The following is a 13,923-nucleotide window of genomic DNA, read 5'->3' on the forward strand; positions in this document are numbered from 1 at the left end:
CCTGCACCGGCGGATGCCCGCAGCCGTTACTTCGCGGGATAGCTCAAAAAGGCAGACTAGCTGTCTTTTTTGCCTTCGTCGTTGAGGCGGCGCAAGGATTCTTCAGGGGTTTCAGTGCGCGGGGCTTCATCGACCGGTGCAACGCTGTCCGCCTTCTCGGAGGTCAGCGAGGAGGCGTCGTCGGGAACGACGGTCGGCTCCTCGGCGGCAACAACCGGCTCAACAATCTTGGTGACGGCCTGGCGGTGCACGGTGGCGGTGTTTCCCGGGGAGAGCTCGAGGAGCACTTTGTTCTCCTCCTCGTCGATTTCGACGATCCGACCGTACAGGCCGAAGCTGGTCATAACCTCAACGCCCGGTTCGAACTTGGACTGGAGCTGGGCCTGCTGCTGCTGGGTCTTCTTGTTGCGGCGGAACATCATGAAGACGAAGAGTCCGAGCATGACGAACAGAAGAATGGTCATGATGTCGATGCCGCCGCCGGCCTGCGGCTGGGTCTGGGCAGAAATAAGTCCGAACACAGGAATAATTCCGTTCTGTACTGCGTAGCTGGGTTTCAGCAACGTCCGCTTTGCTCCGGGCCGCCTGGCACAATGCCTGGCAGTGGACCTGCCAGGAAACCATGCCCGGCCGGCAGCGGCCAGATGCGTGCCGCCCACAGAAACAAAGACCCGAACGTGCCGAGCGTCATACCAGTCTAAAGGGAAAAGGTAACGGGGCGGTGCTATTGACTATTACGGATCCATTCCGGATCCGCCTCCTCGCCCAGTTCATCGCCAGGTCCTTCATCGGGGTCGGCGGCCTGGAACAGCTCCAGCGGGTCCTGCGCGAAGATTCCGGCCGGCACGGCGTAGCCGAGGTGGGTCCAGGCGGGGGCCAGGGCGATCCGGCCCCGCGGTGTCCGCCCCAGGAGGCCTTCACGCACGAGGTACGGCTCGGCGACCGTTTCCACCGTTTCGGTCTCTTCGCCGACGGCAATGGCGAGGGTGGACAACCCTACGGGCCCGCCGCCGAACTTGGTGATCAGCGCCTCGAGGACGGCGCGGTCCAGCCGGTCCAGGCCGCGCTTGTCCACCTCGTACATGTCCAGCGCGGCGGACGCGGCCCGGGCGTCGATCTGCTCGATGCCGTGCACCAGCGCCCAGTCCCGCACGCGCCTTAGGAGCCGGTTGGCAATGCGGGGTGTGCCACGGGAGCGCCCCGCAATTTCACTGAATCCCGCGGAGTTGACCTTGAGGTCAAGGAGCCCGGCGGAGCGCCGGAGCACCAGTTCGAGTTCCTCCACCGAGTAGAACTCGAGGTGGCCGGTGAAGCCGAAGCGGTCCCGCAGCGGCCCGGGCAGGAGGCCGGCCCGGGTGGTGGCGCCGACGAGGGTGAACGGCGGGAGCTCAAGCGGGATAGCGGTGGCGCCGGCACCCTTGCCGACGATGATATCGACGCGGAAATCTTCCATCGCCATGTAGAGCATTTCCTCGGCGGGCCGTGACATCCGGTGGATCTCGTCGAGGAAGAGGACCTCACCTTCGGAGAGGGAGGACAGGATCGCGGCCAGGTCCCCGGCGTGCTGGATGGCCGGGCCGCTGCTGATCCGCAGCGGGGCGTTCATCTCGGCCGCGATGATCATGGAAAGCGTGGTCTTGCCCAGCCCGGGAGGCCCGGAGAGAAGCACGTGGTCGGCGCTGCGTCCCCGCATGCGGGACGCCTCCAGGACCAGGGAGAGCTGCTTCCGGACCCGGTGCTGGCCGACGAAGTCGTGCAGGTTCTTGGGCCGGAGCGCGGCCTCGATGACGCGCTCCTCCGGCTCCTCTCCCCCGGCGACAAGCGACGGCTCAGCCACGGGCGCCTACCCGGTTCCCGGCACGGGCGCCGTCCTGGCCCAGCCAGCGGAGCGTGGCGCGCAGGATCTCGGCCACGTTGCCCTTCTCGGCCAGTTCCGGGGAATCGGCCAGGGACTTGTCGATGCTGGCTGTGGCGTCCTTTTCGGACCAGCCGAGGCTCGTCATCGCCGCGATGACCTGCGGCTTCCAGACCGCTTCGGCGGACAGGGCAACGGCCGCGCCGTCGGTGCTGCCGGTTCCGTGCGGCACGAGTTTCCCGGCCAGTTCGAGCACGATCCGTCCCGCGACTTTGGGTCCGATCCCGGGCACCTTGGTGAAGGATTTGCCGTCGCCGGAGTGGGCGGCGACGCGGATGGCCTCGGGTTCATGCACGGCCAGGACGGCCAGCGCCAGGCGGGGACCGACGCCGCTGACGCTGAGCAGGATGTCGAAAACCTCGCGTTCGTCGTCGCTGGTGAACCCGAAGAGGGTGAGGGAGTCCTCGCGGACGATCAAGGAGGTGAAAAGCTTGCCCTCCTCGCCCACCCGGAGGCCGCTGAGTGTCTGCGGGGTCGCGTTCACGCTCATGCCGGCACCGTTGAGGTCGATCACTGCCGAAGACAGGCCGACGTGCGCTACGGTTCCGCGGAGAAAACTGATCAAAGCCGGGCTCCTGGTTTACAGCGAAAAATACAGCTGACAATATAACCGGGAAGACCCGGCTATCCGAACATATCTACGAATACCCTACCAAGCTCTGCAGCGCCAAAGCCGGACATTTACCGCGAACGGCGCGCTTTGGCCTCGGCGTCGGCCCAGGCCCGCTGCGCGGGGGTCAATGACTGGCCGCCGGGTCCCGTCGTGACTGCGCCTGCGCGACTGTTGGCGGTTCCGCTGCCGGCCCGCCAGGCGTGGGTGATGGCAAGCGCCAGGGCGTCGGCGGCGTCGGCCGGCCTCGGCGGGGCATCGAGGCGGAGGATCTTGGTGACCAGTTTGGTCACGGCGTCCTTGTTGGACGTTCCGCTGCCCGTGACTGCGGCCTTGACTTCGGAGGGGGTGTGCAGTGCCACCGGGATGCCGCGCCGGGCGGCGGCGGCAATCACCACGCCGGACGCCTGGGCGACGCCCATAACGGTGCTGACGTTGAGCTGGGAGAAGACGCGTTCGACGGCGAGGACGTGGGGTTCGTACTTGTCCAGCCACTCGTCGATCGAGGTGGCGATGACCAGCAGCCGCTGGTCCAGGCTCTCCTCGGGCGAGGTGCCGACGACGCCGAACGCCACCATGGTGGCGCGGCGGTTCTTCTCGACGTCCACGACGCCGATCCCGCAGCGGGTGAGACCCGGATCGACGCCGAGGACGCGAAGGGTCACTCGGCTTCCAGTGCGGCCTGAACTTCGTCGCTGAGGTCGGCGTTGCTGTAGACGTTCTGGACGTCGTCGAGTTCTTCCAGTGCGTCCACGAGCTTCATGAACTTCTTGGCGGCTTCGAGGTCCAGGGGCACCTGCATGGACGGCACGAACTCCGCCTCATCGGTCTCGTACTCGATTCCGGCTTCCTTGAGGGCATCGCGGATGGCCTGGAGGTCGGTCGGCTCGGAGTGGATCTCGAAGTTGTCGCCGTTGTCCTTGACTTCCTCGGCTCCGGCGTCGAGCACGGCCATCAGGACGTCGTCCTCGCCCAGACCGTTCTTCGGCAAAGTGACGACGCCCTTGCGGCTGAAGAGGTAGCTGACCGAACCGGGATCGGCGATCGTTCCGCCGTTGCGGGAGATGGCGAGCCGGACCTCGGAGGCGGCGCGGTTCTTGTTGTCCGTGAGGCACTCGATCAGCAGCGCCGAACCCTGCGGGCCGCGGCACTCGTACATGATCTCGGTGTAGTCGACGACCTCGCCGGTGAGCCCGGCGCCGCGCTTGATGGCGCGGTCGATGTTGTCGGCGGGCACCGACGTTTTCTTGGCCTTCGTCACGGCGAGTTCCAGGCCAGGGTTGCCGGCAAGGTCAGGGCCGCCCATCCGCGCGGCGACTTCGATGTTCTTGATCAGCTTGGCGAACGACTTGGCGCGGCGGCTATCGAGGATGGCCTTCTTGTGCTTGGTCGTCGCCCATTTGGAGTGGCCTGACATGCTTTACGCTTCTCCTCTGATCATTCGAATAAACAGTTCGTGCACGCGTTTCTCCCCTGTCACTTCCGGGTGGAAGGAGGTGGCCAGCAGCTGGCCGGAACGCACAGCAACAATTCTAGCCGTCCCGTCCAACGACTCGGGGTGGCCGGCCCTGGACGGTTCCACCCTGGCGAGGACCTCCACACCGTCCCCGACGCGTTCAACCCATGGTCCGCGGATGAAGACGGCATGCACGGGGGCCACGCCGTGTTCCGTGGCGCTGAATTCCAGCCCCTTGAAATCGAGGTCGGTCTCGAAGGACTCGCGCTGCCGCCCGAAGGCGTTGCGGCGCACAGTGATATCCAGTCCGCCGAAGGTCTGCTGCGGGTTTCCCACGAGGTCCCTGGCCGGATCGGCGATCTCGTCCGCGAGCAGGATCATTCCGGCGCAGGAGCCGTAGACGGGCAGCCCGGCCCGGATCCGGTCACACAGCGGGTCCCGGAGTTCGAAAATCCTCGACAGCTTGTCAATGGTGGTCGATTCGCCGCCCGGAATGATGAGGCCGTCGAGGCCGTCGAGCTCGGACGGGCGGCGGACTCCGATGCCGGTGGCGCCGGTATCCTCCACCGCGCGCAGGTGTTCGCGGAAATCGCCTTGGAGTGCCAGGACGCCGATCCGAAGGCCTGCGCCCGCGCGGGACGGAAGCGCAGAAGGGGGGTTGGTCATTCGACCAGCATAGTGGGGCGGGCCTTGCCGAACTGCACCAGGTGACGCCGCCCGGCAGGCTTCCATGCCGCCGCTGGGATATATTACAGAGCATGTTTTACTTCAGTGTTCCGCTCGGCAAGTTCGTCCGCCGGGTCTCCCGGCTCAGGGGCGGAGGCTCTGCCCTTCCCGGGCTGGTGGTCGAAAAAATCGACCCCGGCTTCATGCGGAGGACACTGTCCACGCTGCCCCTCGGCGTCGCCGTCGTCAGCGGTACCAACGGCAAGACGACCACCACAAAGATGGTCGTGGAGCTGCTGGAAAGCCAGGGGCTGACGGTCTTCACCAACCGCACGGGCAGCAACTTCACCCGGGGCGTCGCCGCCGCGCTGCTCGGCGAGGTGGACTGGCGCGGCCGGCTAACGGCCGACGTCGCGGTTTTGGAGCTGGACGAGGCCCACGCCGTGCACTTCGTCAACCAGGTGCCGCCGCGCTACAGCCTCCTCCTCAACGTCCTGCGGGACCAGCTGGACCGCTTCGGGGAGATCGACAAGACCGCGGAGCTGCTGCAGCACATTGCTTCCAAGACCACCGGCACCGTCGTGCTGAACCGTGAAGACCCGCGCGTCGCCCGGATCGCCAGCACGCTGAACGGGCCGGAGGCCCTGTACTTCGGGCTGGACGACTCCCTGTTGAGCACCTTTCCCAACGATGACGAGATGCGGGCGGCCCCCGGCAGCCCGGTGCCGCCGGCCTCCGCGAGGCCGCACGCCGACGTCGTGCTGCGCCGTGTCGGTGCCGACGATGCGGACTTTGAGTACGACGGCGCCACCGTCACCACCGGAATGAAACTGCGCGGCGTCTACAACATCTTCAACGCGGCCGCCGCACTGACCCTGGCCCGGGCGATCGCGGTGCGGGACGCGGGAACCGAACAAGCCCCACAGGGAAAAACTGTTGCGGACAACGCCGGGCTGCTGAAGGCACTGTCCAAGGTGGCGCCGGCGTTCGGCCGCGGCGAGAGCCTCGTGGTGGACGGCCTGCCGCTCGACCTGATCCTGGTCAAGAACCCCAGCGGCTTCCGGCTCGGGCTGAAGTCCTTCCCCGCGGCGGGCTACGCCACCATGATTGCGATCAACGACAACTACGCGGACGGCCGGGACATGTCCTGGCTCTGGGATGTCGAATTCGACACCCTCCGCGGGGGCGGGGTGGACCAGCTCAGCGGCTCGCGCGCATACGACATGGCCCTCCGGCTGCAGTACGACGACGTCGCGATCGGCGCCGTCGACACGGAGATCGCGCCGGCCCTGGCTGCGTTCATCCGCGGCGCCAAAGACAAACCGAAGCGGATCTTCTGCACCTACACAGCCATGCTGGCCATCCGCCGCGAGCTTTCCAAAATCACCACAGTAGAGGTGGTCTCATGACCCCCCCGCCCCCCGGAACCCCGCACGAACCCACCTTCGGGCACGAACTGCCGCCGGAAGAATCCCCCGCGCCCAGCAAGGGATCCATCCGGATCCTGCAGCTGTACCCGCGGGACATGAACATCTACGGCGACTGGGGCAACGCCCTGGTCCTCGCCCAGCGGCTCCGCTGGCACGGCTACGCCCCGGAACTGCTCGAATACAACGTAGGCGACGCTTTCCCCGCGGACGTGGACCTGATCGTCGGCGGCGGCGGGCAGGACAGCGGACAACTCGTCATCAAGGACGATCTCCTGTCCCGGGCGTCCACCTTGACGGAGCTGGCCGAGGACGGCACACCCATGCTGGTGATCTGCGGGCTCTACCAGTTATTCGGGAAGTTCTTCAAGACCCGGCTCGGGTCCGTCATCCCGGGTATCGGCATCCTGGACGTGGAGACGCACGGCACTGAGGAGCGGCTGATCGGCAACGTCTCGGTGTCTTCCCCCGAGTTCGGCACCATCCTCGGCTACGAGAACCACAGCGGCCAGACGACGCTGGGGCCCGGCATCGCACCGCTGGGCACCACCGCCAAGGGCACCGGCAATAACAGCAGCGACGGCCAGGAAGGTGCCCGCTACCGGAACATCGTGGCGAGCTACCTGCACGGTTCGCTGCTGCCCAAGAACCCGGACCTGTCCGACTTCCTGATCCGGACCGCCGTCGAACGCAAGTACGGCACTTTCTCGCCCGGCCAGCCGGACGACTCGTACGCGGTTCTTGCCCGCGAGCACGCCGCCCGCCGGCCGCGCTGACAGCGGAGCCGGGACGTGGAGAGTGATTCCGTAGGGGCCCTGCACCATGTGGAGCTGTGGGTGCCCGACCTTGCGCGGGCCACGGCGGAATGGGGCTGGATCCTGGAGAACCTGGGATATGAGGCGTACCAGAGCTGGTCCCACGGAACCAGCTGGCGCCTGGGCCGGACCTACATTGTGGTCGAGGAGTCGCCTGATCTCAGCAGCCGCGAGCATCACCGCACCGCTCCGGGACTGAACCATCTGGCCTTCCACGCCGGAAGCGCAGAGCAGGTTGACGAATTGGCGGGTGCAGCCCCGCTGCACGGCTGGATACCGCTGTTTCCGGAGAAATACCCGTTTGCCGGCGGCCTGGGAAATCATGCTGCCTATCTGGCGAATTCCGACGGCTTCGAAATTGAACTCGTTGCCGCATCTTGAGCTGACCCGGCCTCCCCTTCTGCGGCCTCTGCTGCGGCGCTAGAATGGGCTTTCCTGCAGCTGCTGGACCTCGATCCGGGGATCACATTCTGGACCGCACAGCAGGACTCCGACGTCCTCGGCTGCGGCGCGCTCAAGGAGCTGCAACCCTGTGAGGGCGAGATCAAGTCAATGCGGACCGCGGCCCGCGCCCGCGGCCGGGGCGTTGCCACGCTTCTGCTCGAACACATCCTCGAGGAGGCCCGGCGCTGCGGCTTCGACCAGTTGTTCCTGGAGACCGGAAGCCAGGAGTTCTTCGCCCCGGCCCGTCGGCTGTATCACCGGCACGGCTTCATCGACTGCCCGCCGTTCGCCGGCTACGTACTCGATCCGCACAGTGTCTTCATGACCCGTGAACTGCGCTAGTTGCCGTTGACGAACGCCAACACGTCGCGGGCCACCCGGCTGCTGGCGGCCACCCGGAGATGACCGAGGCCTTCGTACCAAACCAGTGTGCAGTCCGGAATCAGCCCGGCGGTCTCGGCGGCAACGTCCTTCGGGAAGAACCTGTCGCTGTCCCCGCAGATGAGCAGTACCGGCGGCCGGATCCTCGGCAGGACGTCCCGTGAATTGAATCTCAGCTCCGCCCGGACTTCAGTCTGGACGTCCTCCGGCGGGTAGTCGGAGCCGGTGAGCAGGGGGCCACCGATGAAGGGTCCCAGGAGCCGGCGGAGCCACCGCAGCCGCGTCCCGGGAAACAGGTACTCGGCGAACACTGTCCCGGCCCTCCCGGTGTCGCCGCTGGCGATGGCCCCCGCCATCCGCGCGTCGACGTCCTTGCCCCAGTCGCTGAGCTCGGCCGCGGCGATGACCAGGACGATCCGGCCGAAAGCGTCGGGGTGCAGGGCCGCGAGGTACTGGGCGATCATTCCGCCGAACGATTCGGCCACCACGACGTCGACGTGTCCGCCGAATTCCTTCGTGATGACGTGGGCGTAGTCGTCGGCCATGTCGGTAATCGTGTGCCCGGGCGGCATGTTCCTGCGGCGGGTGACAATCCAGACGGAATACCCCGCGTTCAGATACGGCTCGAACTGCCGGCGGAACAACCGGCGCATCGTCCCCTGCGGCACCGTGCTCCCGGGGCCGCCCTGGATGAACAGGAGCGTCTTCGGGCCGGTGCCCCAGCACAGGTACTCCATTCCGTTCCGGAACGTCCCGGTCCGGGCCGGGCGCTCCCCCGCCGGACGCACTGTCATCGGCTGACGTGGCTTCCCCGCAGCAGCTCCGCGAACTCCGCCGGGCGGGACGCCGGCCACCAGTGGCCGCTGTCCACCCGGATCACCGTGAGGTCATCCACCCACGAATCCAGTCCCTCCACGAGGTCCGGCGACAGGAAGGAATCCCTGAGCGGCACCACCACCTGGACGGGGATCGTCACGCGGCCGCCTGCCGGCCAGCCCGCGGCCGAGAAGAAATTGGCGCGGTAGAGCGCCAGCCCGCGGACGGGATCGTCGCCGACGTCGCGCTTCGCCGTCTGCTCATAGCGTCTGGTGAGGGACAGGCGCCAGGCGGCCTCCGGCACCTTCGGCACGAGGAACGCGGCGATGTACCAGCTGCGGGCCAGTTGCCCGGCGAGCTGCGGCCACGCGCGGGGACGCGAATACCGGCTCCGCACCCAGCGGGCGAAGTGCCGCAGGTCCGGGCCCGAGATGCTCGTGTACCGGCCGATCAGGGCCTGTGCCCTGGGGTCCTGGACGGCAGCCCAACCCTGGATCGATCCCCAATCGTGGCCCACGAGGTGGACGTCCGTGACTCCGACAGCCGCCAGCACGGCGAACATGTCATCCACAAGCGTCGCCAGGGTGAAGTCCCCGGGAAGGGCGACGACGGCGGACGCGCCGGCGTTCCGGGTGTCGTAGGCCACCACGTGGTGGCTCCGGGCCAGGTCCCGGATGGCCGGCAGGTAGACCTGGTGGTCGTCCGGATAGCCATGCACCAGCAGCAGCGTCGGCACATCCGGTCCGGGCTCCGGGCCGTACTCAAACACAGCCAGCTCGGCTCCATGCGACGCGACCGTGCGGCGTCGTTCAGTGAACATCTCCATGCTGCCCAAGCTTAGGGCTCCCGGGAAAGAATCAGCTCGTGGGCGCCCGCCGCCGCGGCGCCCATCGACTCCAGCACGGCTGTGGTGCGTCGGCGCGTGGCGGCGTCCGCCGCCGAGCCGGCGCAGCGGCCCTGCGGGGTGTCGGCCGCCACCGAACACCAACGGTAGGGGTCCCGGACCATCACCGACGGCGCCCACGCCAGGTCCGACGCGGCCCATGCCCCGGCCGCGTCCTGGCTGAACTGCGCCCGGACCAACAGGCCCTCGTTGTTGACCACGAATGACGGTGATAGTTCGGTGATGCCGTTGCCGAGCCCGTACACAATCCAGGTTCCCTTGTACTTCTCAATCGGCAGCACCGAATGGCTGTGGTGGCCGTAGATCATATTGAACTGCCCGCTGTCCACGAGCGCATGGGCGACGTCGCGCTGCTCGGCGTTCGGCTCACTGGAGTACTCCTCGCCGGCGTGCATGACCCCCAGCACGATGTCCGCGCCCAAGGCCCGCGCCTTGCGCGCCTTGGAAGTCATGGCGGCAGGATCGAGCAGGTCCACCTGCCAGGGCCGCTCGGCGCGCTGCCCGTTGAGACCGTATGCGGCATCGACGACTGCGATCCTGGCCGCGGCGGTCTGCAGGATCAGCACTCCCTGCGACTCCGCCTCGGTCCGGTAGGAGCCCGTATGGCTGAGCCCGGCGGCGTCGAGTGCGTCCAGCGTGCGGACGAGTCCTGCAGTGCCGCGGTCAACGGTGTGGTTGCTGGCCGTCGTGCAGGCCTGGTACCCCACGCCCCGGACGGCGGTAATGATCTGCGGCGGAACGTTGAAGGACGGGTACCCGGAGAAAGGTCCGTCCGGGCCCGCGACCGGGGTCTCCAGATGGCAGATCGCCACATCGCTCGTCTCGATGTAGCGCCGCTGGCTCTCCAGTATCGGCCCGAAGTCCAGCCCCGCCACACCGGCAGCTCTGGCGTCCTCGCGGGCCTGCTGCCAAAGCTGGGGGTGGACCAGCATGTCTCCGGTGACCAGGACGGAGGCGCACCGGACCGCCGCGCACGCGGGACCCTTCCCCGGCGTCGGCGTCGGCGTAGGGATCGGTCTAAGCGTCGGGGTGCCCGGCGGCGGCGTCGGTGTGCCCGGCGGCGGCTGCGCAACGCCGCCCGGTCCGCCGGCACCAAGGGCTCCCGAGGTGGGGCTCGGGGCGCCGCCCGGCCCGGCGAAGAGTCCGCAGGATGCCAGCAACGACGCGAGAAAAACGGCGGTGGCAGCGGCCAGCAACCGGCCTCGCGGCATTCCTGTGGTGATTCCCATGCCGGTCATCCTACGGTGGCGGCCATCACAAAACCCTCGCTCCACCGTTGGAAACGCGCCGCTTGCATGAAAGAGTCATTTCATGACTAACCCCCTACTGAGCCCCAGCACCCTGCCCTTCGGCCTGCCGCCGTTCGGGGAGATCCAAGACGAGCACTACGCCGAAGCCGTCGAGGCCGGCCTCGCGGAGCATCTGGCCGAGATTCAGGAGATCGTGGAGACGGCCGGACCGGCGACCATCGAAAACACCGCCCTGCCGATGGAGCGCTCCGGCCAACTGCTGCAGCGTGCGGCGGCGGCGTTCTTCACGCTCGTCTCCGCCGACGCCTCCGACACTATCCGCGAACTTGAGACGCGGCTGTCCCCCAGCTTCTCGGCCCATCAGGATGCCGTCTACCTGAACCGGGGACTGTTCGACCGCTTCGCCGCCATCACCACGGACCAGCTCGACGACGAATCTGCCCGGCTGGTCCAGGAGTACCTCAAGGAGTTCCGCCAGTCCGGCATCCAGCTGGAGGCGGCCGGCCAGGAGCGGCTCAAGGCCATCAACGCCGAACTGGCCCGGCTGGGCACGGAGTTCGGCCAGCGCGTTAAGGAAGGGATGAAGTCCGCGTCCCTGCTCCTGGGTGACGCCGCTGAGCTTGCCGGCCTGCCGGCCGATGACGTGGCCAGCGCCGCGGAGGCAGCCCGGACAGCCGGACACGAGGGCACGTTCCTCCTCACCCTCATCCAGCCCAGCAACCAGCCTGCACTGGCAGCCCTGGAAAACCGGGACGTGCGCCGGCGGCTCTACGAGGCCTCCATCGGGCGCGGCAGCGGCGGCGGCACTCTCGACGTGCAGGACCTGGTCAAGGACATGGTCCGGCTGCGGGCCGAAAAGGCCGGGCTGCTGGGCTTCGCGAACTTCGCCGAGCTCATGGTGGACCGCCAGACCGCCCCGGATTTCGAGGCCGTGCAGACCATGATGAACCGGCTGGCCCCGGCGGCGGTCCGGAACGCCGACGCCGAGGCCGAGGCACTGGCCGAGGTGGCCGGGCATCCGCTCGAAGCCTGGGACTGGGCCTTCTACTCGGCCAAGGTCAAGCGCGAACGCTACGCCGTGGACGAGCAGGCCCTGCGCCCCTACTTCGAACTGGACCGGGTCCTCAACGACGGGGTGTTCTTCGCCGCCAACGCCCTGTACGGCATCACGTTCCATGAGCGCGCGGACCTCAAGGGCTACCACCCGGACGTCCGCGTCTGGGAGGTCCAGAACTCGGACGGCACCGGGCTGGGCCTGTTCCTGGGCGACTACTACACCCGCGACTCCAAGCGCGGCGGGGCGTGGATGAACTCCCTCGTGGAGCAGTCCGGGCTGCTGAACACCCGGCCCGTGGTGATCAACAACCTCAACATCTCCAAGCCGCCGGCCGGGGAACCCACGCTCCTGACCCTGGATGAGCTGCGCACGACCTTCCACGAGTTCGGCCACGCCCTGCACGGGCTGTTTTCCGCCGTGACGTATCCTCGGTTCTCCGGCACGTCGGTGCCGCGGGACTTCGTCGAATACCCGTCCCAGGTCAACGAAATGTGGATCATGTGGCCCGAAGTCCTCGCCAACTACGCGCGGCATCACGCCACCGGAGAGGCCCTGCCGCAGGAGATCGCCGACAAACTCGAAGCCGCCCGGCTCTGGGGCGAGGGATTCGGCACCACCGAATACCTTGGCGCGGCCCTGCTGGACCTCGCCTGGCACGTGCTGGACGGCTCCGACATCCCGGACGACGTCGTCGAATTCGAGGCGAAGGAACTGGCCGCAGCCGGAGTGGCGCACAGCCTGATTCCGCCGCGCTACCGCAGCGGCTACTTCCAGCACATCTTCGCGGGCGGCTGGTATGCCGCCGGATATTACTCCTACATCTGGAGTGAAGTCCTGGACGCGGAGACGGTGGAGTGGTTCAAGGAACACGGCGGGCTCAACCGGGCCAACGGCGACTTCTTCCGCGCAGAGCTGCTCTCCCGCGGCAACAGCCGGGACCCGCTGGAGTCGTTCCGCGCCTTCCGCGGCCGCGACGCCGAACTCGAGCCTCTGCTCAAGCGCCGCGGCCTGGACTGACCCTCATCGTCTGCTCCGTTGGTGGCCTTTTGGAGCCTCATAAGGGCACCTAGGGAGCAATCGATGGGGAATCGACGGGGAAACGACGGCGGCCGGCCACCTGAAAAGGTGACCGGCCGCCGCGTTCGACTGCTTGGTAAGAGAGACTGCAGAGGCTCCATAAACGAGGCGCCTTGGCGCCGAGTTTGTGAAGAAGCAGGCGAACGTTACCAGCCGCGCTCGGCGAGGCGGTGCGGCTGCGGGATCTCGTCGACGTTGATGCCGACCATGGCTTCGCCCAGGCCGCGGGAGGCCTTGGCGATGACGTCCGGGTCGTCGAAGAAGGTGGTGGCCTTCACGACGGCGGCGGCGCGCTGGGCCGGGTTGCCGGACTTGAAGATGCCCGAGCCGACGAACACACCGTCGGCGCCGAGCTGCATCATCATCGCTGCATCGGCCGGGGTGGCGATGCCGCCGGCAGTGAACAGCACGACGGGGAGCTTGCCGCTGGCGGCAACTTCCTTGACCAGTTCGTACGGGGCCTGCAGTTCCTTGGCGGCAACATAGAGCTCGTCCTCGGCCATGCCGGCAAGCTTCTTGATCTCCGCGCGGATCTGGCGCATGTGGGTGGTGGCGTTGGAAACGTCGCCGGTTCCGGCCTCACCCTTGGAACGGATCATCGCCGCGCCCTCGTTGATGCGGCGCAGGGCCTCACCGAGGTTGGTGGCACCACAGACGAAGGGAACCGTGAAGTTCCACTTGTTGATGTGGTTGGTGTAGTCGGCCGGGGTCAGGACCTCGGACTCGTCAATGTAGTCCACGCCGAGCGACTGGAGGATCTGGGCTTCGACGAAGTGGCCGATCCGGGCCTTCGCCATAACCGGCACGGAGACGGCTTCGATGATCTTGTCGATCATGTCCGGATCGGACATGCGGGACACGCCGCCCTGGGCACGGATATCGGCGGGAACGCGTTCCAGCGCCATCACGGCCACTGCACCGGCGTCTTCGGCGATGAGGGCCTGCTCGACGTTGACGACGTCCATGATGACGCCGCCCTTGAGCATCTCCGCCATGCCGCGCTTGACGCGGTTGCTGCCCGTCACGTTCTGGGCGGACGCGCCGGCTTCGCTGCTTACATCAGGTGTAGACACAAAAACCCCTATGGGTAGATAGATGACCTCGC

Annotated in this window: 15 protein-coding genes; 5 read left to right on the top strand and 10 right to left on the bottom strand. The window is 67.3% G+C overall.

Annotated features, from left to right (window positions below):
- Positions 1–56 precede the first annotated feature (56 nt).
- From yajC to pdxT, 6 genes are all read right to left on the bottom strand, one after another.
- Positions 57–464: a preprotein translocase subunit YajC gene (gene yajC / locus ABIB51_RS17565; protein ID WP_354190411.1), complete on the bottom strand. Its 408-nt coding sequence runs from the start codon at positions 462–464 to the stop codon at positions 57–59.
- A 260-nt stretch (positions 465–724) separates the two neighbouring features.
- The gene (gene ruvB / locus ABIB51_RS17570) at positions 725–1,837 is read right to left on the bottom strand and encodes a Holliday junction branch migration DNA helicase RuvB (RefSeq protein WP_354190305.1); all 1,113 of its coding nucleotides are present in this window, start codon (positions 1,835–1,837) and stop codon (positions 725–727) included.
- The gene (ruvA, locus tag ABIB51_RS17575) at positions 1,830–2,480 is read right to left on the bottom strand and encodes a Holliday junction branch migration protein RuvA (RefSeq protein ID WP_354190307.1); all 651 of its coding nucleotides are present in this window, start codon (positions 2,478–2,480) and stop codon (positions 1,830–1,832) included. Before ruvA ends, ruvB begins: the two co-directional genes overlap by 8 nt.
- Before the next feature lie 116 nt (positions 2,481–2,596).
- A complete protein-coding gene (ruvC, locus tag ABIB51_RS17580; protein ID WP_354190309.1) occupies positions 2,597–3,190 on the bottom strand; it encodes a crossover junction endodeoxyribonuclease RuvC in 594 nt (197 codons plus the stop codon).
- Complete coding sequence (locus ABIB51_RS17585; protein WP_354190310.1) at positions 3,187–3,942, bottom strand: YebC/PmpR family DNA-binding transcriptional regulator; 756 nt, start codon at positions 3,940–3,942, stop codon at positions 3,187–3,189. Before ABIB51_RS17585 ends, ruvC begins: the two co-directional genes overlap by 4 nt.
- A 3-nt stretch (positions 3,943–3,945) precedes the next feature.
- Entirely contained in the window at positions 3,946–4,647 is a 702-nt protein-coding gene (gene pdxT, locus ABIB51_RS17590; RefSeq protein WP_354190312.1) for a pyridoxal 5'-phosphate synthase glutaminase subunit PdxT, read from the bottom strand.
- Between the two features lie 92 nt (positions 4,648–4,739).
- Between pdxT and ABIB51_RS17595 the strand changes: the two genes are divergently transcribed.
- The 4 genes from ABIB51_RS17595 to ABIB51_RS17610 are packed head-to-tail and all read left to right on the top strand — an operon-like array spanning position 4,740 to position 7,675.
- Complete coding sequence (locus ABIB51_RS17595) at positions 4,740–6,056, top strand: Mur ligase family protein (protein WP_354190314.1); 1,317 nt, start codon at positions 4,740–4,742, stop codon at positions 6,054–6,056.
- A complete protein-coding gene (locus ABIB51_RS17600) occupies positions 6,053–6,850 on the top strand; it encodes a type 1 glutamine amidotransferase (protein WP_354190316.1) in 798 nt (265 codons plus the stop codon). The genes ABIB51_RS17595 and ABIB51_RS17600 overlap by 4 nt, the downstream gene beginning before the upstream one ends.
- A 15-nt stretch (positions 6,851–6,865) precedes the next feature.
- Positions 6,866–7,270 (top strand): VOC family protein, encoded by a 405-nt coding sequence (locus ABIB51_RS17605; RefSeq protein ID WP_354190318.1) that lies wholly within the window; start codon positions 6,866–6,868, stop codon positions 7,268–7,270.
- A 54-nt stretch (positions 7,271–7,324) separates the two neighbouring features.
- The gene (locus tag ABIB51_RS17610) at positions 7,325–7,675 is read left to right on the top strand and encodes a GNAT family N-acetyltransferase (protein ID WP_354190413.1); all 351 of its coding nucleotides are present in this window, start codon (positions 7,325–7,327) and stop codon (positions 7,673–7,675) included.
- Here ABIB51_RS17610 and ABIB51_RS17615 read toward each other — a convergent pair.
- Genes ABIB51_RS17615 through ABIB51_RS17625 form a run of 3 tightly spaced genes read right to left on the bottom strand, consistent with a single transcriptional unit; the run spans position 7,672 to position 10,663 of the window.
- Positions 7,672–8,508 carry an alpha/beta fold hydrolase gene (locus ABIB51_RS17615; RefSeq protein ID WP_354190320.1) on the bottom strand — a complete coding sequence of 279 codons (837 nt, stop codon included), beginning with the start codon at positions 8,506–8,508 and terminating at the stop codon, positions 7,672–7,674. The genes ABIB51_RS17610 and ABIB51_RS17615 overlap by 4 nt on opposite strands.
- Positions 8,505–9,356 carry an alpha/beta fold hydrolase gene (locus ABIB51_RS17620; RefSeq protein WP_354190322.1) on the bottom strand — a complete coding sequence of 284 codons (852 nt, stop codon included), beginning with the start codon at positions 9,354–9,356 and terminating at the stop codon, positions 8,505–8,507. The genes ABIB51_RS17615 and ABIB51_RS17620 overlap by 4 nt, the downstream gene beginning before the upstream one ends.
- An 11-nt stretch (positions 9,357–9,367) precedes the next feature.
- Entirely contained in the window at positions 9,368–10,663 is a 1,296-nt protein-coding gene (locus ABIB51_RS17625; RefSeq protein ID WP_354190324.1) for a CapA family protein, read from the bottom strand.
- An 82-nt stretch (positions 10,664–10,745) separates the two neighbouring features.
- Here ABIB51_RS17625 and ABIB51_RS17630 point away from each other — a divergent pair, with 82 nt between their 5' ends.
- Complete coding sequence (locus ABIB51_RS17630) at positions 10,746–12,758, top strand: M3 family metallopeptidase (protein ID WP_354190326.1); 2,013 nt, start codon at positions 10,746–10,748, stop codon at positions 12,756–12,758.
- 206 nt (positions 12,759–12,964) lie between these two features.
- Here ABIB51_RS17630 and pdxS read toward each other — a convergent pair whose 3' ends face one another.
- On the bottom strand, positions 12,965–13,891 hold the full coding sequence (pdxS, locus tag ABIB51_RS17635) for a pyridoxal 5'-phosphate synthase lyase subunit PdxS (protein ID WP_354190328.1): 927 nt from the start codon (positions 13,889–13,891) through the stop codon (positions 12,965–12,967).
- Positions 13,892–13,923: the final 32 nt, after the last annotated feature.

Source organism: Arthrobacter sp. UYCu712 (assembly GCF_040547005.1).
In the GTDB taxonomy this organism is placed as follows: Bacteria; Actinomycetota; Actinomycetes; order Actinomycetales; family Micrococcaceae; genus Arthrobacter.

Coding starts and splice junctions, on each gene's coding strand:
- pdxT (WP_354190312.1), bottom strand. CDS start 4,647: ATGACCAACCCCCCTTCTGCGCTTCCGTCCCGCGCGGGCGCAGGCCTT.
- ABIB51_RS17630 (WP_354190326.1), top strand. CDS start 10,746: ATGACTAACCCCCTACTGAGCCCCAGCACCCTGCCCTTCGGCCTGCCG.
- ABIB51_RS17585 (WP_354190310.1), bottom strand. CDS start 3,942: ATGTCAGGCCACTCCAAATGGGCGACGACCAAGCACAAGAAGGCCATC.
- ABIB51_RS17600 (WP_354190316.1), top strand. CDS start 6,053: ATGACCCCCCCGCCCCCCGGAACCCCGCACGAACCCACCTTCGGGCAC.
- ABIB51_RS17620 (WP_354190322.1), bottom strand. CDS start 9,356: ATGGAGATGTTCACTGAACGACGCCGCACGGTCGCGTCGCATGGAGCC.
- ABIB51_RS17625 (WP_354190324.1), bottom strand. CDS start 10,663: ATGGGAATCACCACAGGAATGCCGCGAGGCCGGTTGCTGGCCGCTGCC.
- yajC (WP_354190411.1), bottom strand. CDS start 464: ATGACCATTCTTCTGTTCGTCATGCTCGGACTCTTCGTCTTCATGATG.
- ABIB51_RS17595 (WP_354190314.1), top strand. CDS start 4,740: ATGTTTTACTTCAGTGTTCCGCTCGGCAAGTTCGTCCGCCGGGTCTCC.
- ABIB51_RS17615 (WP_354190320.1), bottom strand. CDS start 8,508: ATGACAGTGCGTCCGGCGGGGGAGCGCCCGGCCCGGACCGGGACGTTC.